The sequence below is a fragment of the Micromonospora vulcania genome, assembly GCF_042658605.1.
In the GTDB taxonomy this organism is placed as follows: domain Bacteria; phylum Actinomycetota; class Actinomycetes; order Mycobacteriales; family Micromonosporaceae; genus Micromonospora; species Micromonospora vulcania.
On the sequence record NZ_JBHSQS010000028.1, the window covers coordinates 35,377 to 53,732 of the forward strand.

Annotated in this window: 14 protein-coding genes; 6 read left to right on the top strand and 8 right to left on the bottom strand. The window is 67.4% G+C overall.

Annotated elements, in window-relative coordinates; all coding sequences use genetic code 11:
- Positions 1–261 precede the first annotated feature (261 nt).
- From ACFQGL_RS28465 to ACFQGL_RS28475, 3 genes are read right to left on the bottom strand one after another with little or no spacing between them, the layout of a single operon-like run.
- Positions 262–1,623, bottom strand: a complete 1,362-nt coding sequence (locus ACFQGL_RS28465; RefSeq protein ID WP_377515662.1) for a WXG100 family type VII secretion target — start codon at positions 1,621–1,623, stop codon at positions 262–264.
- Between the two features lies 1 nt (position 1,624).
- Entirely contained in the window at positions 1,625–2,218 is a 594-nt protein-coding gene (locus tag ACFQGL_RS28470; RefSeq protein WP_377515663.1) for a hypothetical protein, read from the bottom strand.
- Positions 2,219–2,251: 33 nt separating this feature from the next.
- Entirely contained in the window at positions 2,252–3,727 is a 1,476-nt protein-coding gene (locus tag ACFQGL_RS28475) for a S8 family serine peptidase (protein ID WP_377515664.1), read from the bottom strand.
- 592 nt (positions 3,728–4,319) lie between these two features.
- Here ACFQGL_RS28475 and ACFQGL_RS28480 point away from each other — a divergent pair.
- From ACFQGL_RS28480 to ACFQGL_RS28490, 3 genes are all read left to right on the top strand, one after another.
- Complete coding sequence (locus tag ACFQGL_RS28480; RefSeq protein ID WP_377515665.1) at positions 4,320–5,057, top strand: hypothetical protein; 738 nt, start codon at positions 4,320–4,322, stop codon at positions 5,055–5,057.
- Positions 5,050–5,601: an XF1762 family protein gene (locus ACFQGL_RS28485; RefSeq protein ID WP_377515667.1), complete on the top strand. Its 552-nt coding sequence runs from the start codon at positions 5,050–5,052 to the stop codon at positions 5,599–5,601. The genes ACFQGL_RS28480 and ACFQGL_RS28485 overlap by 8 nt, the downstream gene beginning before the upstream one ends.
- Positions 5,602–5,719: 118 nt before the next feature.
- The gene (locus tag ACFQGL_RS28490) at positions 5,720–6,706 is read left to right on the top strand and encodes a tyrosine-type recombinase/integrase (RefSeq protein WP_377515669.1); all 987 of its coding nucleotides are present in this window, start codon (positions 5,720–5,722) and stop codon (positions 6,704–6,706) included.
- A 636-nt stretch (positions 6,707–7,342) separates the two neighbouring features.
- Here ACFQGL_RS28490 and ACFQGL_RS28495 read toward each other — a convergent pair.
- The 5 genes from ACFQGL_RS28495 to ACFQGL_RS28515 form a co-directional block, all read right to left on the bottom strand.
- Positions 7,343–8,068: a hypothetical protein gene (locus tag ACFQGL_RS28495; protein WP_377515671.1), complete on the bottom strand. Its 726-nt coding sequence runs from the start codon at positions 8,066–8,068 to the stop codon at positions 7,343–7,345.
- Between the two features lie 79 nt (positions 8,069–8,147).
- On the bottom strand, positions 8,148–8,882 hold the full coding sequence (locus ACFQGL_RS28500) for a hypothetical protein (protein ID WP_377515672.1): 735 nt from the start codon (positions 8,880–8,882) through the stop codon (positions 8,148–8,150).
- The gene (locus ACFQGL_RS28505; protein WP_377515674.1) at positions 8,879–9,460 is read right to left on the bottom strand and encodes a hypothetical protein; all 582 of its coding nucleotides are present in this window, start codon (positions 9,458–9,460) and stop codon (positions 8,879–8,881) included. The genes ACFQGL_RS28500 and ACFQGL_RS28505 overlap by 4 nt, the downstream gene beginning before the upstream one ends.
- Positions 9,461–10,018: 558 nt before the next feature.
- Positions 10,019–10,975: a tyrosine-type recombinase/integrase gene (locus ACFQGL_RS28510; RefSeq protein WP_377515676.1), complete on the bottom strand. Its 957-nt coding sequence runs from the start codon at positions 10,973–10,975 to the stop codon at positions 10,019–10,021.
- 722 nt (positions 10,976–11,697) lie between these two features.
- Entirely contained in the window at positions 11,698–14,244 is a 2,547-nt protein-coding gene (locus tag ACFQGL_RS28515; RefSeq protein ID WP_377515677.1) for an ABC transporter permease, read from the bottom strand.
- Between the two features lie 833 nt (positions 14,245–15,077).
- On the opposite strand from ACFQGL_RS28515, the gene ACFQGL_RS28520 reads away from it, so the two are divergent.
- The 3 genes from ACFQGL_RS28520 to ACFQGL_RS28530 all read left to right on the top strand — a co-directional run bounded on the left by ACFQGL_RS28520 (position 15,078) and on the right by ACFQGL_RS28530 (position 17,926).
- Positions 15,078–16,232 carry an MFS transporter gene (locus ACFQGL_RS28520; RefSeq protein ID WP_377515678.1) on the top strand — a complete coding sequence of 385 codons (1,155 nt, stop codon included), beginning with the start codon at positions 15,078–15,080 and terminating at the stop codon, positions 16,230–16,232.
- A 700-nt stretch (positions 16,233–16,932) separates the two neighbouring features.
- Positions 16,933–17,352, top strand: coding sequence for a DUF4259 domain-containing protein (locus ACFQGL_RS28525; RefSeq protein ID WP_377515680.1), 420 nt, complete (start codon positions 16,933–16,935; stop codon positions 17,350–17,352).
- Between the two features lie 85 nt (positions 17,353–17,437).
- Positions 17,438–17,926 carry a hypothetical protein gene (locus tag ACFQGL_RS28530; protein WP_377515681.1) on the top strand — a complete coding sequence of 163 codons (489 nt, stop codon included), beginning with the start codon at positions 17,438–17,440 and terminating at the stop codon, positions 17,924–17,926.
- The last annotated feature ends 430 nt before the right edge of the window (positions 17,927–18,356 follow it).

Sequence of the window (18,356 nt, forward strand, 5' to 3'; positions counted from 1 at the left end):
ACGGTGACTCCGCAGCGGGTGGCAACCAACCGCCAGACATGACCTAAACCAAATAAATGATTTTCGCGGTACGGAGAAGGCTGCCAGCCGCCGTTGGGCCGAGACTCGCCGTCGTTGGGTGACGGCGCCCCGCTGTTGGGCTGGCCTGGCGGGCACGTCGGTATCCCTGTTCTCCGGATGGGTCTGCCGCGATCATTGTCGGGCACGACCCCAGGGACGACCGCCGCCGTCAACGCGCGGAGCACTGGTCGATGGCGAGCCTCAGCGCAACACGCCGTCCGTGCCGTCGTCGTCCGGGCCCCATACGTCGTCGTCTTCCCTGAGCCAGGTGCCGTGTTGGGACTCTTCGTTGCCGTCGTCGACCCCGCCGTTCGTCCCAGTCAGGCCGCCCCGGACGCCACCGCCGGCAGCACGGGCGCCCGTGCTACCGGAACCACCCCGGCCGCCCGCGCCGACCATGCCAGGCGCCATCGCCGCACCGCCCCTGCTGGACGGACCATTGACACCGCGCCCCGCACCACCGGTACCAGCCGCGCCACCCATCATCGGTGGCATGCTTAGGCTGACCGGGCGGCCCAGGGAACCACCGCCCGGTATGGGGCCGCCGCCCCCGGCACCCAGGCCTGCCGTGCCGCCAAGGCCGCCGCCCCCGGCGCCCAGGCCGGTCGCGCTGGGCACGCCACCGCCGGCACCAAACCCGGAGTTCACGCCGGTGAGGCTTCCCGTACCTGCGCCTGCGCCGGCCAGGCCGCTGCTGTACTCGCCGGCCAGAGCACCGCCACCGAGGTCGCTGCCGGCGCCCGAGGGCTTGCCGCTGCCGCTTGGGGCGTTGCCGTCGTAGCCGCCAGTGCCGGAGGAGAGGTCCGGGTGGGTGCCCGAGCCGACACCTCCCCCGCCAGAGCTGACGTGACCGGTTCCCAGAGAAGGTTCACCGCCGAGACCGCCGGTTGAAGGCCCTCCACCGAGGCTGGCCGGCTGGCCGGCACCGCCGGTGCCCGTCGGACCTTCCAGGTCCACCCCGCTCGGGCCGCTGCCCGTGCGCTTCTCCGACTGAGTGCCTCCGGGGGTCTCCCGCTCCCGGGCTGCGTAGTCGTCGCTGACCTGGTCGTAGGCTTTGCGCGCGTCCTCGGTGTTGTTGTTGAAGAATTCGCCGATCCGGTCGTTGAGCTGGCCGAGCTTCTCCATCGGCCAACTACCCGTGAAGTCGGCCCGGATGCTCGCCTCGAACAGCCCTGTCTCGATGACTATGGCACCGTTGCGGGCCGCCGCCAGGTCGCCCACGCACCCTTGGGGGACCGGCATTGCGTTCTGCGCACGCTCCAGGTCCTGCGCGGCGGTTTGGAGGACGGTCACGATGCTGTGCTGATCGCTGCCCGACTCCCGGGCACCGTCCACGATCGTCTCGGCCTGCTTGGTCAGCGCTTCCATGTGCGTGCGGAACGCGTCGTACGCCGGGCCCTTCCAGCTCTCGCCGAGATCGTGGATGTCGGCGTCCACCAGCCGTTTGACCTCCTCGACGTTGCCCAGCAGCGCCTGCCAGCCCAACGCGGCGCTGGTGACGTCGGCCGGCCGGCCTGCGACCAGCACCTGCCGCGCCATTTCCTCCCAGCTCGGAGCGCTCACGTCAAACTCCTTCCGCGCTGCTGCCCGGACCGGGTCCGCCGGACCTCAGGGCTCGCTGCATCTCCTGCGCTGACATCTTGTTCGCGTCCTCGGCGGTGTCGTACTGACGCTTGACCTCGCGCAACGCATCGGCCGCGCGGTACATGTCGTCGGAGAGATTCGTCAGTGACTCCGAGGTCGTCCGGTGCAGACCATGGTGAGCGGCTGCCAGGCTCAGCCCTTTGGGAAAGCCGCCCAGCGCGCCGCCCGGGCTGGCCAGCGCCGCTTCGCCGCCGAGCAGGTCCTTGATCTCCTCCATGTCGACGGCGAGCCGGCGCAGGTAGCTTGCGTGCCGCTCGATGTTGTCGGCGGCCGCCTCTAGGCGGTCCGCCTCCCACTCGGTGACGTCGCGCTGACCGGGCCCGCCCACGAGCTGCGACGGCGCCGATCCTGCGCCGGCGCGGACGTCATCCTGACGGAACCCCACGGCCGGCCCGTGCGCAGCCACCGTGGCAATGGGCCGCAACGGGCTGCCCGCTGGCATCGCGTCGGCGACGCCGGGCGGCAACCGCGTCCAGCCCTCCACCTGTGGTGGGCTGTTGCCCTCGTCGCTCATCTCCGTCCCCCCCGTTGATCGGTCGGTGGTGTGTCAGCGCTGGTGCGGGCCGCCCAAGCCCTGGGGCGGTGCGGTCCCGGGCTGCGCCGATCCGCCGGGCTGCCCCGGTAGCGAAGTGGGCGGAGGGAATGGGGGTACGGGCTGCGGCCTGGTCTGACGTGGATGAGGATGCTGCGCAGCATCTGACCGCGGGGGCGGCGTACCTTCCGGCGGGCCGTAGCCGGGCGGCGGGACGGCCGGGTGCCCGTACACGGGCGGCGGGAACCCCGGACCACCCACCAGCGCTCTGCCCGGTTCGGGTCCGACCGGCGGCGCGGTACGGCGGCGCCGGCGGCGGGCGACGACTACGGCCAGCACCACCGCGGCGATGACGACGGCCAGGCACAGCACGCCCGCGACCATGAGGCCGGTCTTGTTCTTGACCTTGATGGCGACAGCCGGCCGTTCGGTCTGCCCGGCGCTGGAAGAGGTCGTCGCTCCATCAGGCTGCGCGCCGGCCGCCAGCAGCGGGTTGCCGTCTACGGCTGGCACCGGCCGCTGCAGCGCGGCAAGCGCGTCCACGGCGCCGAAGCCGAACTCCGGATCCCGACCCGGCACCCCCGCGTCCCGGGCCGTCCGGATCAGGCGATTGATCACGTTCGCCGCGTCCAGGTCCGGGTAGCGTGACCGCACCAGCGCGACCACCCCGGCCATGATGGCGGTCGCCTGACTAGTGCCCGAGGCAACCGCGTAACCGTTGCCCTCGACCACCGTCGGCACGGGAGCGATGATGTCGTCACCTGGGGCGGCGAGGACCACCTCGGAGCCGCCGACCGAGTAGCGGGAGAGGTCCCCCGACCTGGTTGTCGCATTGACCGCAATCACGCCGGGCGCGTTCGCCGGAGAGTTGACCGTCCGACCGCCCTCACCCGTCGCCGCGACGAGCACGACGTTCTTGCTCAGGGCGTACTGGACCGCCTCGACGATCCGGACGCTGGCGGGCTGCTCGAAGCCGATGGACAGGCTGATCACGTCGGCTCCGGCGTCGGTGGCCCAACGGATGTCCCGCGCCACCTCACCGTCGTTGCCGTCGCCCGCGCTGCCGCTCAGCGCGATCGGCAGGACCTTCGCCTCCGGCGCGATCCCCAGCTGCCGGTTCCGGTCGCCGCCCCGCCCGACGATCAGGCCGGCCATCGACGTGCCGTGGCCCTCCTCCATATCCCGGTCGACCCGGCCCTGCGGAGATCCCGCCGGGGCGTCACCGGGGCGGCCGGCCAGTTGGCCGGCGAGCGCCGGGTGCGACGCGTCGACACCGCTGTCGATGACGGCGATCGTCACCCCACGCCCCTTGGTGATCTCGTGGGCCCGCGGGATCTGCAGCGCGTCCAAATACCACTGCAGGCCGCGTACCGTGTCGGCCGCCGACGCAGGAGCTGGCACGCCCACAACCCCGGAACCGACCACCACGCCGACCATCGACACGGCGACGGCGAACTTCAGCACCGATCGGCGACCCTTACCCGTACGCACGGCACTCCCCGAACCTCGTCGACTAGCTACGCGTTGCGGCTCCGGTCCGGCTCGAGCCGGACCGGAGCCGCACGTCTGATTTTCTCAGCCTCGTACCTTGGTTGGCCTTGCTCATTTCGGTGGAGACGTCGTTGCACGGCCAGCACCGACAGCGCCGCCGATCTCATTCAAAATCTTGCCGACGTCCCGGACGGCGGGCAGTCGCTGCTTCGATCTCAAACACCAAGGTTCCGCCCTTCCGTCCCTTGTGGCGGTGGACCCGCGAGGCGTCCTCCACCGTATGGCCGCCAACCAACCCGGCCGCGTTGCAGGTGAGACGCTAGCGCAACGCGTCAAGATCCCGCCACCCTGTGTGACCAGCTGAGCCGGCGCGACACCTCGTGCAGGTAATCCGACGTTTACATCCACGCCAGACTCGTCGGCAACCCACCGCGCGGTTCGCCACCACCGCCGGACCGGAGGTTGGCCAACCGTTGGCCAACGGTTGGGTCGCCGTTGGGTGGCCAACGTAGTGCTCCCCCAGCAAACCCGCCGTCACGACCGCTCTTGGTGGTCGTGAGCACGGGCCAGCCGGTGTGGAAGCCACCCGCCGATGACCAGATCCTCCGCGACACCCGAGAACCCCACCGGGCCGGACCCATTGTCCCGAGACGGCAGACCCGACCCATACGCCGACAGCTCCACCTTCGGCCACCACCGCGACTTCCTTCACGTCGACGTCATCGTCGGTGGCTCGCCGATCTGGATCTCGGTGTGGCGCAGCGGCGCCCCTAGCGAGACCAGCGCGTCCACATTTCGCCGCCTGCTGGCGCGTCGGATCATCGCCGTCTACAGCCGGCGCGGCGCAACCGTGGTCGACTTCGACGCCGACCCGACCGTTCGCGACGAAAGCATTGCCGCGGGACGCACCTACCGCCCGGTCACCCATGCTGCGGACCTGGCCGGCCTCGACACCATGGAGCAGGTCGACCTGGTCGTACTGCGCTGGCCGCGACCCCAGCCGCTCGCACAGCCCAGGCCCGTCGACCGTGCGGTGGCCGATCTCTTCCGGGCCCTCCGGCTGGTCATCACCCCGGACGGCTTCGCGGTCCTCATCGTCGAGCAGCGTTCGACCCAACCGGCGCCCACCGAGGTCGTGCACCTGGCCGGGCTTGTCCCCGAGGCTCACGCCGGTGGGATGAACTATCTCCAGCACGTCCTCGCGATCACCGCACCGGTAGGCCTGAGCGCGGAAAGCGCAGACGCCGCACGGTCGGCGGCCAGCCAGCACGGCTCACCGACTCACCTGCACCTGCTGGTCTTCGTCGTACGGGCAGGCCACCGTGACTGACCAGCCGGAGACTGCCGCCCACCGCCGTCCGTCGCGTCGCCGCCCAGCCCGTCCGCGGGTACGGCCGATCAGCTACCGGCAGGCGTGCGCCTACATCAGCGCCCACGACCAGCAGCTCGAACGACCGCAGGGACACACGTTTTCCCTTGGACTGACCAACCACGCCGGCAACCTGATCGGAGTCGCCATGGTCGGCCGTCCCGACGCCCGCCACCACGACGACGGCCTGACCGCCGAAGTCACCCGCCTGGCGACCGACGGGCCACGCAACGCGTACTCGGTCCTGCTTGCCGCCGCATGGCGAGTCGCTCGTCGCATGGGCTACCGACGCATGGTCACCTACACCCGCACCGACAAGCCCGCCGCCGGCCTACGGGCCGCGGGTTGGAAGGTCGTCACCGAGACGCCTCCCGCACGCGGGCGGAATCGGCTCAGCCGGCACCCAGCGCCGCGCGGCACCGGCGACTCAACCCGCACTCGCTGGCAGATCACCACCGAGGACTGGCGCACCCGAACCGAAGTTGCTGACCGCGTCCCCCGGTAGGCCAGAGATGGACAGGACCCACGGTGACCGGCCACACCGCAGCCGTGCACGCACCAGCAGATCGGTTGCTCAACCACCGCGACGGGCCCATCGGCACCCTGCGGCCGATCCTCGACGAATGCTCGACCTGGAGCGTCACCCCGTGCCAATAGACGCAGGAAAGATGCTCGCTGGCCTGCCCCCTTCTTGGCGAGGTTTCCTAGAGGACTGGCATCGGTCATTGCGGTCCGGGAACTATCCGGAGACGACCCGCTACAACTATCTGCTCGCCGCGGCGCAACTGGCCCGCTACCTGCAGGATCGCGCGAAATCGGCACCTGACACGTCGGAGGCAGCACACGATCCCACTGCCGTGACCCGGGCGCACGTGGAGGAGTTCCAGGCGTGGATGGTGGAGACACGCTCACCCGCAACCGCCCTGAACAAGCACAAAGCTCTGCAACAGTTCTTCAAGTGGCTGGCGCTGGACGAGGAGGAGATCGATCGATCTCCGATGGAGCGTGTTCGGCAGCCCAAGACGCCGCAGAAGCTGATACCGATCATCCGCGACGATGACACGAAACGCATCCTGGACACGTGTCGTGGCAGAGCGTTCGTCGACCGGCGAGACGAGGCGATCATCCGCCTGCTGTACAACACGGGTGCCCGGCTGTCCGAGGTCGCCAACCTTCATGTTGACGATGTCAGCCTCGCCGACACAGACACTGTTCGCTACCACGGCAAGGGTGCCAAGGACCGCCGGGTACGACTGGGACCCAAGACGGCGCGGGCCATGAGCCGCTACCTCCGAACGCGGTCCCAGCACAAAGGATCACTCCTTGCCGAGCTCTGGCTCGCGGACCGAGGCACACGGGCACTTGCCGCCAACGGCATCAAGCTCATGCTCAAACGTCGCGGCCGCCGCGCCGGCGTCGCGAACGTCCACGCCCACCGCTGGCGGCACAACTTCGCCCACGAGTGGAAGCGCGCCGGCGGCGACACGGGCGACCTGATGCTGCTGCTCGGTTGGACCTCAGACGACATGCCCCGGCACTACGGCGCCAGCGCAGCCGCCGAGCGCGCCCAGGAGAGCCAATCCCGTGTCGGGATCGGTGAGCGTGTCTGAGCCCGAAGAACGGAAAGCCAGGTCGACGGGGCTGACACCGGAGGAGCGTCGACGCCGGGCACGCATAGCCGCGCATACATCCTGGGCCAGAACGATCGACCGTCGCGCCCGCACGGCAGCGGGGACGCAGGGCTTCCTCGATCGCTTCGAACGACAGGTCGATCCCGAGGGCCTGCTCGATCCAGATGTACGCGCGGAAATGGCACGACACGCGAGGACGGCGTACATGTTGCAGCTGGCGGAACTGTCCCGGAAGTCCCGCCGTCGGCGTACAGATCCGAGTGGATAGGCAGGTACGCTGCCGCCTGAAGGCGACCCCCACAACGGGCTGAGACACCGCTTCCGAAGACTTGTTTGGCGATGGGCAGGCGGCGATACATGGCAAGAGGCGTCTCAGGCGGCAACCGGATTGGGACAACAAGGCCCGCCGGTGGTTGGGCGACCTCTACGAGCTGTGCCCGGATAAGTTGCTCGACGTGCTAAACGGTGACCGCGACCAGACCAAGATCACGGCCTTGCCCCGGAAGTACCGGTCGCAACGGCGGTAGTAGTTTCTCAATTCCCACGCGCGGAGTCTGCGGCAGAGGCGTGCACGCCGGTCCGGATATAGCCCATTCGTGGTGGCACCTCATCACGCTAGGCACTCTCGGATTCTCGGCCGCTCGAATCGGTGATGGGCAGGGCTTGGAAGGCTGTGAGCGCGGTGAAGTCGGGCGGCTGCCGATGTGCGAGTAGTTCTGCGGCTCGGACCAGCGATGCGATCGGTGCGCCCCCGCGCCCGGCGGTTACGGTCATTGCGGTGAATTCCACGTTCAGGCTTTCGAATGACTCGTCGTCGTTAGGCCGGCGGACTTGCACCTTGGTGACTTGGTAGCTGTCATCAATCGAGGATCGGATCAGCGCGACATCTGAACTGACGTCACCGTTACCCTCGGCGCCGACGTAGATCCTGCGTGACAAGCCGCGCATGTCCACCGAGTCGAGCGCGAATCCGTTGATCAGCGGCGCGATGTCGTCCCAGTTAGCGGCGATGCTGTCGATGCGTCCTTTCAGCCTGCGGGCATCGGATGCGATGAACAGTCGCCACGGACCCGCATCGGCGGTAAGCAGCCGGTTTTTGATGAACCAGAAGGATTCGTCGCCGTTCAGGCACTCCTGCTCGGACTCAGGTTCCACCTCAGAGCCAGCCGTTCGCAACATCGGGGTCGAGACCGTGACCGTTGATTCCTCGTCGTATGAGTTGTTGATCACCAATTGTGCTCGCTTGGCCGTCCAGATCTCCAAGTTCGGCACGACGAGAGCGGTCACGTCCATCTCCGCCAGTGCGTCACCCAAATCTTCAAGCCTTTCCAGGGACATCATTGAGCCGATGAAATGCCAGAGACGCGTGTTGGCTCGTGCGGTCTCGTCGGCGAGCAGATACGGGACGAGGACCCGAAGTTCAATCTCGGAGCTCTCCGTTCAGCCCGGTGACGGCATCGATGACCTCCGTCGAGAGACCGAGCCTAAGCAACTCGGCCGAGCGCCGAAGACGCAGAGCGGCGTCGGGGGCGAACATCTCGTCGGTGGTCTCTTGGAACGTTGCCAGAAACTGATCGGTGAGAACAACGCCGCTGTCCGGCGGCGTGGCGCTCTGCGCGAGCCGCTCGACGTCCTGGGGTGTCAGCAGGCCCCGCCCACCCTTGAGGAGGTTCGCCTGCACCAGCCGCAGCAGTGGAGCGTCCTCCTGGCCGTGCAGGGCGGAACGCTGAGTGCCGAACGGCGTTGCCATGTCCGCCAGCGAGACCACATCGGTCACGAGTACCCGGTTGGCCTCCCGGGCGCGCTCGCGGAGAGGGCCGGCCGCGACGGAAGGCTCATCGAGTGCGGTGAGGGACAGCACGACAGGCTCCTGGCGGGCCAGGCTGCGCACATCCTGCTCAGTCACCTCCGGCCGGAGGTCGTTCCTCAAGAAGATCGGCCGCGAGTCCCGCTTCCCGGCGTCGTGCCACTCCAGCACGAGGTCCGGCATGTAGGTGTGGTTGAAGTAGCTCGTTAGGACGATCTTGGCATCAGGGCTGAGCGAAGTGACCTCCTGCGCAACTGCCTCCTTGACCCCAGTCACGATATCGTCCGGGTTGCTCGACGCCATTGCCGTACGGATCTGCTCGGTTACGGCGAGGCTGCGGTTGCTCACTTCATGCCCTTCCGGTTGAGCGTGCTCTCCACTAGGGCCAGCTCTTGGGCCGTGAGCATGAAGTCCTCCTGACGCCGGTTGACGACGAACACCTCGACCCGGGCGGCGGCAGTGGCCAACGTGTCGACGTCGATGTCGCCGTCCGGGAGAACTTCCGAGTGGTGCTCCTCAAGTGCCGTTTTCATCCGCTCGGCCGTGGTCAAGTCGGCCCAGTCCGTCGAGCTGAACGGCATACGCGTGATCCACCAGAACTCACGGAGTGCGTCTTCTCCGTCCTTTAGGTCCTTTGCCGTGATGCTGTACGCGTTGGCGAGAAACTCCCAGAACTCTTTCGCCTGCTTTCCGCCCACTGAGTCGTAGCCCTTGGACTCGATGTACAACGGAGTCTTCGGGCTCCCGTGGATCCACCCGAACAGGTCGTAGACCTTTTTCTTCCCATCTAGGCGCATCAGAGTGCAAATCGGAGCGTTGTGGTATGCATCGAAGGGCAACTCGATCCACGTGGTGCTCTCCAGCCAACGCTTGGCCAGGTCGGCACCGTCAATGCCCTTCTGCTGCACCGTCTCTGCCGCCGACATACAAGCAGGATAGCCACCCTGGGTGATCATCGTCATCCACAGAGTGGTGATCTACCAAGTGCCCGTTCGGGTACTTCAGAGCGAAGGCGGTTCGCCATGCCAGATCCACCATGCCAACGTCGTGTGGGCTCCCACTCGGTCTGATCTGTGGTGCCGCCGCTGAGTGCGAGCAGAGCGCGTCGTCTGGCCCCGCCAATCCGAGCCGGTCGTTATCGGTCGACGCCTTGGCGAGCTCGGCCGGGCACAGCCTGACCGCAACTCGACGACACGCTGCTCTCGGCTACTTGAACGCCGAGCCCCGCGTCGCTGGTTGGCCACCCGTTACACATCGCCACCGATTGGAACGTCGACCGGGACTGAAGGCGTCGGGAGTGTCGATGAGCGATCAGCGGGAGATCGGCTCATCCGATGCAGCTCTGTACGACAAGACGTACCGGTATCTGCACCGGAGCTGCCAGTACACCGAAACAAGCCCTGACGCGACTCAGGCCCGCCGATCGACGAGAGCAACGTGGTCGGCAAGCCGGTACCCGGGTCGGCCGACCGTGTTGCCCGCGTCTACACCCCTTCCCCGATGCCCAGTTGCACCTGAATCTCCTGGGCGCGTTCGGCCGCCGCGCTGGCGCCATAGTGGCGAGGCATGTCCTCCGAGGTCCAGCCCAACAGCAGCATCAGGTCGCCCGTGTTCCCGCCGGCACGCTTCCACTCGTGGGCGAAGTTGTGCCGCCAGCGGTGGGCGTGCACGTTCGCAACGCCCGCGGCGAGACCCAGCCGCTTCAGACGAATCTTGATGCCGTTGGCCGCTAACCTCCGCCCACCACGGTCGGCGAGCCACAGATCCGGCAATTCCGAGCCCTTGTGCTTGCCGCGCGCTCGGAGGTAGCGGCTGATGGCCCGGGCCGTCTTCGGCCCGAATCGCACCCGGCGGTCCTTGGCACCCTTGCCGTGGTAGTGCATCGACTCCGTGTTCAGGTCGACATCATCGAGCAGCAGGTTGCCGACCTCCGACAGCCGCGCTCCGGTGTTGTAGTACAGGCGGATGATCGCCTCGTCGCGCAGGTGCGGGAAGGTCTTGCCCTTGCAGGCGTCGAGGAGCTTCTTCGTGTCCTCGTCCCGGATGATCGGGATCAGCTTCTGTGGCGTCTTAGGCTGTCGGACCCGGTCCATTGGAGAGCGGTCGATGTCCTCCTCAGCCAGCAGCCACTTGAAGAACTGCTGCAGACCTTTGTGCTTGTTCAGCGCGGTCGACGCGGACCGGGTCTCGATCATCCACGCCTGAAACGCCTCCGCATGTCCCCGGGTCACCTCGGTGGGGTCCTCCGCGGCGTCGACGGCATCAGGGTCCGGCGAGTGCTCGGCCAGGTACCGAGCCAGTTGCGCCGCGGCGAGCAGGTAGTTGTACCGCGTCGTCTCCGGATAGTTGCCCGCCCGCAGCGTCCGGTCCCAGTCGCGCAGGTATCCCGCCCAGGTCGAGGACAGGTCAGTCGTGAGCTTGGTCAGGTCCAGCAGAGCCATGTCGGTCACCCGTCGAGTCAAGGGGTCGATAAGCGGCGTGCTCGACCTCGACGAACGACCATGAACACGAAAAAGAGGGCTTCCACAGGCTCTGACCTGTGGAAACCCTCTCGCTGTCGGGACGGCCGGATTCGAACCGACGACCCCTTGACCCCCAGTTTTACAACGATTCTGTCACGCCGTGCCGGGAAAGGCTGAAAGGTCCCTGAAACGGAAAGAAACGACACCCTCAAATGCCCTTCCATGCCGTGGCTCACCGCCTCATCCGCCCGTTGCGATTCCCTCCGTTACCGGGCTCGTTACCGCGGATCGTCAAGCGCTTCCCATGCCAGGCAGTCCGGCCGGGCTCGCTTCAGTCCACGGCCGCCACCTTCGTCGCGACCCGTCGATCGCCACTCGGGCGCCATAGCCGGCTTCTGCTCGAGGATCCTGCCGGTGACCGGTGCGAGAACGCCGCGCAACCAATCTTGGAGGCCCAGTGCGCATCTGGGACAGCAAATCCTTTCGACAACAACACCGCCGCCGACTGGTGCGGCGACCCTAATGACACGTAGGTCGCGAAACGCCCTGCCCCGATCCGAGAGACGTTGACCTGGGTCGGACGGTACGCGGACGAGGACGCCCGGGAGCGCCTGGATTCCCTGCCCAGCGTGTGGGGCGACGTCCTGGAGCGGATGCACCAGGACGCCGCCTCAGCCGAATCCTGGGGGAACGGGCGGCCCCTATGGCGTGGCGATGGCACCCAGGACGTTGATCCGGGCGGCGCGCAGCGCGGGGAGGACCGCTGCGAATACACCGACCACGCCTGCTCCAGCGAAGTAGATCGCCATCTGCCCCCATGGCACGACGAGTTGGTTGATGCCCTCGCCCTCGAGGCCCTGCACGGCGGCTGCGCCCAGGGCGCCTCCGACGACCACACCGAGCAGTGCGCCGAAAAGCGAGATAATCACCGCTTCCACCATGATCATCTTTACGGTCTGCGTCCGGTTCAGACCGACCGCCCGAAGCAGGCCAATCTCCCTCACCCGCTCGATGACCGACAGCGCGAGGGTATTCACCACACCCAGGATCGCGATGAAGATGGCCAGGCCGAGCAGCATCTGGATCATCAGCCGGATCTGGTCGAGCGACTCGGTCTGCTGGTTGGCGAAGCTGGACAGGTCGACCACCGAGACCTCCGGATCCTCGGCAAGCAGCACTTCGATTCGCGGCTTGACCTGATCCACCGGCATGTCGTCGGCGAGTTGCACGTACCCGAGCGAGATCGTCGGTGCGCTGAGGTACTGCGCTGCGTCCTGCGGCAGAGCCATCCCACCGGGGAGGTCGGATTCCGGGTAGATGGCGGTGACCGTGTAGGTCCGCTGCTGCCCCTTGGCGAACTGGATGGCCACCGGGCTGCCCAGCGACAGCCCCATGTCGGCGGCGTAGTCCTGGTCGATGACGATGTCTGCGGGCCCGAGCGTCCGCGGATCGCCCTGCACCGGGCGCAGGGAGAAGACCTCGGCCAGCGAATCCAGGTCGTTGATGACTGTCACATACCGCTGACCGCCGTTGACGACTGCCTGGTCGCGGTAGACCGCGGCCGCCGCGCTCACCCCGGGCAGCTTCGCCACCTCGTCGAACACCTCGGGACGTACGCCCGGCTGCTGCAGGCCGGTCTGTTCGCCACGCACCACCAGGTCAGCGCGCAGGGACCCGGATGCCAGGCCACGGATGCTCTCCGACGCCGAGCCGAGGACCACGCTGACCGCGGTGATCAGGGCAATGCCCACCATGAGCGCGGCCGAGGTGATGGCGGTACGACGCGGGTTCCGGCCCGCGTTGAGCCGGCCCAACTTGCCGGGCACGCTGCCCACGAACGCCCGTCCGAGCAGGGCCACCGCAGGCCGACTGAGCACGGGCGTGAGCAGCGAGACCCCGATGAACGAGGCGAGCACCCCGCCGAGCACGGCGATCATCGCGCCGGGCACCACTGCGGTGAGGCCCAGGACCAGCAGCACCGCCCCGATACCTGTGATCACGGCGCCGACCGTCGCCAGCCGGGTCAGCGGCCGGTCCGGCCCGGCGGCGTCCCGCATCGCGGCGATCGGCGGTACGCGGGAGGCGCGCAGCGCCGGCACGACCGCGGCGATCACCGTCACCACGACGCCGACTCCGAAAGCTGCGGCGATCGCCACCGGCGGCACGCTCAGCCCGGCCAGGGTGAGACCGCCGCTGTACCGGCTGACCAGGTACGCCAGTCCGGCGCCGACACCGATCCCGGCAGCCAGACCGAGCATCGCGGCGATCAGCCCGATGGCTGTCGCCTCCCCCAGCATCGAGAGCATCACCTGCCGGCGGCTGGCGCCGATCGAGCGCAGCAAAGCCATCTCCCGAGTGCGTTGGGCAGCGATGATCGAGAACGTATTGAGAATCAGGAAGATGCCGACGAACAGCGCGACCGCGGCGAAGCCGAGCAGGATCTGGCTGAAGAACGCCAACCCGTCCTGGAAGCCGGCGGCGGCCTCTTCGGCCAGTTCCTCACCGGTCTTGACCTGGTAGCCGCCGCCGAGCGCCTCGCGCACCCGGTCACGAAGCTCGATCGGCTCGACCCCGTTCGCGGCACGCACGTTGAGTCTGCTGAACACGTCGGTTTCACCGAGCATCACGCGCTGCGCGACCGGCTCTGTGAAGGCGACCGACATGGTGCCACCAAGGGTATCCCGGTCGCCGCTGTAGCCGAAGATGCCGACCAGCTTGAAGGAGCGCCGCGGCTCCAGCGTCAACACGTCGATCGAGTTGCCGATCGAGAAGCCACCGACCTCGGCGAGCGAGGCGTTGATCGCAACCTCGTCCGACGCGTTGGGACCCCGGCCCTCCCGCAACTGGACCAGCGCGCCCCCACCGGTCCAGTTCTCGCCGACCCGGGGTGCGCCGACCGACGGGATCACCTTGCCGTTGCCGCCGACCACTCGGACGCCGTCGACCGACACGACGCCGGTTACTTGCGCCACGCCGGGCACCGCCGCGACTCTGTCGATGAGGGACGCCGGGACGCTCGTCGGCGCTCCGCCGCCGTCGACCTCGGCGACCTCGACCTTGGCCGCGCCGGTCACCCCCACATCGGTGTCCGAGTACACCGAGGAGAACATCGAATCGAAGGAGCGGCCTAGTGTGTCGGTGAGAACCAACGCTCCGGACACGAAGGCGACCCCGAGGACAACCGCCATCGCGGACATCGCCAGCCGCAGCTTGCGGCTCAGCAGGCTCTTTAAGCTGGTCCAGAACATCAGTCGATCACCGCAATCCGGTCGAGTTGTCATCGACGCGCGTACCGCCTGGCCGGCTCGGCCCAACTTACCCGGCTTCAACCTATCCGGCGCCCCCGCGTGGCGCGTCGACACTGCGGACGATTTCAACGTTCCAAAAGTGAGTCGCGGAATCAGGGGCATCCCTGATGCGGAACTGATCGACCCCGGAGAACCGCACCTTCGAGATTCGTCCCACTCGCAGAATTCGATGACGACGCCGACCGGTGACTCCTGCGCCCGCGCCGCCAGCGGCATCCATCGGAGTCATAGCTTTCGACATGGCACACCAGCTTCAGGCCACGAAGATGCGGATTCGCGTGCTGATCCTGGTCGACGCCACCGCACCGGGATCGGTTCGGCAACCGCCTGGCCGGGCCAGGGTAGGCCAGATCGTGTCCAGTCTATTGGAGGTAGTCGGGGATACCGCTGCCAGGGATCGACGCCACTCTGGCTACCGTACCCAACTGCTTCGACCCCGCCGGCACCACAAGCCTCGTGAAGTACGGTATCTTCCCCGAGGGTTTCGACGAGGCGACGCTGCTCGGTCACCACTGGGTCTCTGATGCCCAAGTCACAGCATCGAGCCGACACCGTACGGTGCAAATGGTAAGCGCCCGGGATTCCAATCCCGACCATGTGTCATGAGAGGGTCTCGCCACGGCATATGGGAGCAGGTTATAACCGGAGACCACGATTCAAGGTGGACCGGCGGCGGCCGTGGCGTTGAGTCACGCGGTTCGGCACGCCTTGACAGACACCTGATGCGACTCGAAGGGAACGACCGACGGATGTCGTTGGATGTCGGACGCCGCGTGAGCGTCCTGCTGGCCATTGCCCTCTCCGCCTTCATCTTCAACACCACGGAGAACCTGCCGATCGGCCTGCTCAATCTGATGTCGTCCGACCTCGGCGTGTCCCTGCCGGCCGCCGGTTTCCTGGTCACCGGATACGGTCTTGCCGTCGCCGTCGTGTCGTTGCCGATGGCACAGCTCACCCGTCACATGCCCCGCCGTTTCGTGCTCTCCGGCGTGCTGGTCGTGCTGGCCGTGGCGACCATCGGGTCGGTACTGACCACCTCGTACGGCGTCCTGTTGGGCGCTCGCATCATGGTGGCCGTGGCACAGGCCGTGTTCTGGGCCGTCATGGGTTCGGTCGCGGTGGGGCTGTTCTCACCGGAGATACGCGGCCGGGTCCTCGCCGTGACGTCCGTGTGCGGCTCGCTGGCCACCCTGCTCGGCGTTCCCGCCGGCACCTGGCTGGGTCAGCACACCCGATGGCAGGTGCCGTTTATCATTCTCAGCGTCATCGCGCTCGTCATCGCCGCCCTCATCGCCGTGCTGCTGCCCACCACCCGACCGGAGGAGAGCCACGCGGCGTTCGGCTCGGCCCCGGACCGCCGGCACTTCGTGGTCGTGCTGCTCACCACAGCGGTGGCGATGACCGGTCTGTACACCGGCTTCACCTACATCGGCGAGTTCATCACCGAGGTCGCCGGCTTCCCGGAACGCGTGGTGGGCCCACTACTGTTCGTCTACGGCGGCGCGGGAATCCTCGGCGTCGTGGTGCTCGGCCACATGCTGGACCGGCGCCCGCGCGGTTCCCTGGTGCTCGCGGTCTCCGTGCAGACAGCGGCAATGCTGCTGCTCTTCCAGTCAGCGGGCAATCAGGCCATGGTGATCACCGGCCTCGCGCTACTCGGATGGTCCGCCGCACCCATCTTCACCGCCACCCAGGCACGCATCCTGCACGTAAGTCCCGGCCGCACGGAGATCGGTTTCGCCGCGAACTCAGCCGCCTTCAACGTCGGCGTCGCGGCCGGCGCATTCCTCGGCGGCGCCGCGCTGTCGGCATTCGGGGTCCGCGGCGCGTTCCTCGTCGGGGCACTGCTGACCCTCGCCACGGTCGCGCTCCTGCTCGGCGAGCCGTTGCTGGCCTCGGGCCGACGCCGAACGCCCGTCCTGTCGTAGCACGCCACGTGCCCCCTACGTCGAAGGCTTCTACACCCCACGCCATCGGCACAACGCGTGGGTCACATCGACTCGGCCACCTGCTCCCACACACCTTCTGAGACCAGGAACAGGCCCAACCGACGATCCTGCCGCGCACCGAGGGCTCGTCGGACCGCCCGGCCCAGCGGCACCAGGCAACATTTGGGGCGCTAGACGCGGTATCAAGAACCAAACTGCCGCTCCATCCAGGACGCAGATGAAGCGGCAGGTCAGAGCGTTCCATAGTCATCGGACCAGCGGCCAAAGTCGTCGCCGTTACCGCCAACCAAGATCATCCGTTACCGGATGTTACCGCCGTTACCTGAGAAGATCTTCATCTCCGCAGGTCAATCGGTCGGGACGGCCGGATTCGAACCGACGACCCCTTGACCCCCAGTAGTTGAGGGTCCCAGCGGCGTGCTCAAGCACGTTCTCCCAGGTCGCGTGAAGTGTAAACCAGCCGAGTAAAGGAGTCCGGCAGCGAGGCGTTGCAGGGCCATACCGCACGCACGCCTGGGCGGAACTGCGCAGGTACACGTCGAGCTCGACCGTTGCTGTCCCGGCGGGCACTGACAACACCTGTCCGATCGCCCTCCAGGCACCGTAACCTCCTCCATGTTCGGCGGGTGTTGTCGGTCTCGAATGCGAGGATGCCGCGCAACCGACGGCGGGAGGCACAGTGGGGACCTGGGACAGCGGACCATTCGACAACGACACCGCGGCTGACTGGTGTGGCGACCTGGACGACGCCGACGTGTCCAAGCGACCGAACCTGGTCCGGGAGGCGCTGACCAGAGCCGCCGGCGAGGTGGGTTACCTCGACGCCGACGTCGCCTGCGAGGCGATCGCTGCGGCTGCGATCTTGGCTGCACAGCAACCCAGCGGGCAGCCGATCACATCTTCGTACGCTCCGGAGTTTCTGCGCGACGGCGGCCGGTTGGATGTGCCCGACGACCTGGCGGCGTTGGCAGTGAGGGCGATCGACCGGATCATGGCCGCGGACTCCGAATGGCGCGAACTGTGGGAGGACGCCGACGCCGAGGGCACAAGCGAGGCTATCGACGCTGTCCGCGATCTGCGCAAGGTGTTGGCGGCGTAGTGGCTGGGCGCGGTGCGGCGTCTGGGAACACGCCGCTGTCGCTTGCCATTTCACGTCCCGGACAGGCAAGGAATTGGTGACGGGTGTGGGCGTGCCGTGGCCGCGCAGCGCGGACGAGTTTACGCGGATCCTGCGCAAGCACGGTCAGGAGCCAGGTGCAGTGATCGACGTTGCCTTGGCCTGGCGCGCATTCCGCGAGTTCCTCCAAGTCGAGATCGAGGACCTGGTCCCGGAGCCGGAGTCGGACATCGACGGCTTTATCGTCCAGTGGGGCCGCTATCCCTGGCAGGGAGGGCGGCCGTGCATCTCATTCACCCGTCAGTTGGCGGTGCCGAGCACGAGCGGTGATCCTCAACCGGACTATTGGCAGGTAGAACTGACGTTGACCTTCGACGATGCAGCCGGGCCGGTCTTCTTGAAGGGCGGCGACGAGGCAGACACCGGCTTCTTCTTCCGGCCCGTTGGCTCTCTACGCGACGATGCGGTCACCGAGGCCGGGCGGTACCCGCAATTGCAAGCCGCCCTGACCGCGACGCCCGCACGCAGCGTGCTGTCCTTTGACCCCGTCTGCTGACCCTCTCGGCCGGCTGGCCAGTACGGTTCATCGAACATCACAGGTCGTTTGTGCCGCATGTTCGTCGCCGACGCGGTGACGATGCGCAGCAGCGAAAACTACTGATGGCCGTCGAACTGGGTCAGACGCTTCGGCCGCCGACCCGTTGGTACGCCGACGCCGCCGTCAGCATCGGCATCGCGAACACAAGGAATTCGCCGCTGTCGCCGATGCCACCGGTAGGTGCCGGTCCCGGCCGAGTCGAGCGACCCGGGAAGCATGACGGGCAGCGGTGTCGGGCCTCCTCGACCATCCGCCCTCGTTCGGTGGGCGGCGCGATGGCGATTTCTCGGGTGCTCCTTGGCCGGAGGCCCATGGCCCAGTTGCGTTCGCCGCTTCGAGTGCGGAGCCACTCTCAGCGTCAAACGAATCGCGCTCACTAGCGAAACAA

Bases quoted from the DNA above. Each gene is read 5' to 3' on its own strand.
- ACFQGL_RS28470 (WP_377515663.1), bottom strand. From the start codon at position 2,218: ATGAGCGACGAGGGCAACAGCCCACCACAGGTGGAGGGCTGGACGCGG.
- ACFQGL_RS28480 (WP_377515665.1), top strand. From the start codon at position 4,320: ATGACCAGATCCTCCGCGACACCCGAGAACCCCACCGGGCCGGACCCA.
- ACFQGL_RS28490 (WP_377515669.1), top strand. From the start codon at position 5,720: ATGCTCGACCTGGAGCGTCACCCCGTGCCAATAGACGCAGGAAAGATG.
- ACFQGL_RS28495 (WP_377515671.1), bottom strand. From the start codon at position 8,068: ATGATGTCCCTGGAAAGGCTTGAAGATTTGGGTGACGCACTGGCGGAG.
- ACFQGL_RS28505 (WP_377515674.1), bottom strand. From the start codon at position 9,460: ATGTCGGCGGCAGAGACGGTGCAGCAGAAGGGCATTGACGGTGCCGAC.
- ACFQGL_RS28510 (WP_377515676.1), bottom strand. From the start codon at position 10,975: ATGGCTCTGCTGGACCTGACCAAGCTCACGACTGACCTGTCCTCGACC.
- ACFQGL_RS28515 (WP_377515677.1), bottom strand. From the start codon at position 14,244: ATGTTCTGGACCAGCTTAAAGAGCCTGCTGAGCCGCAAGCTGCGGCTG.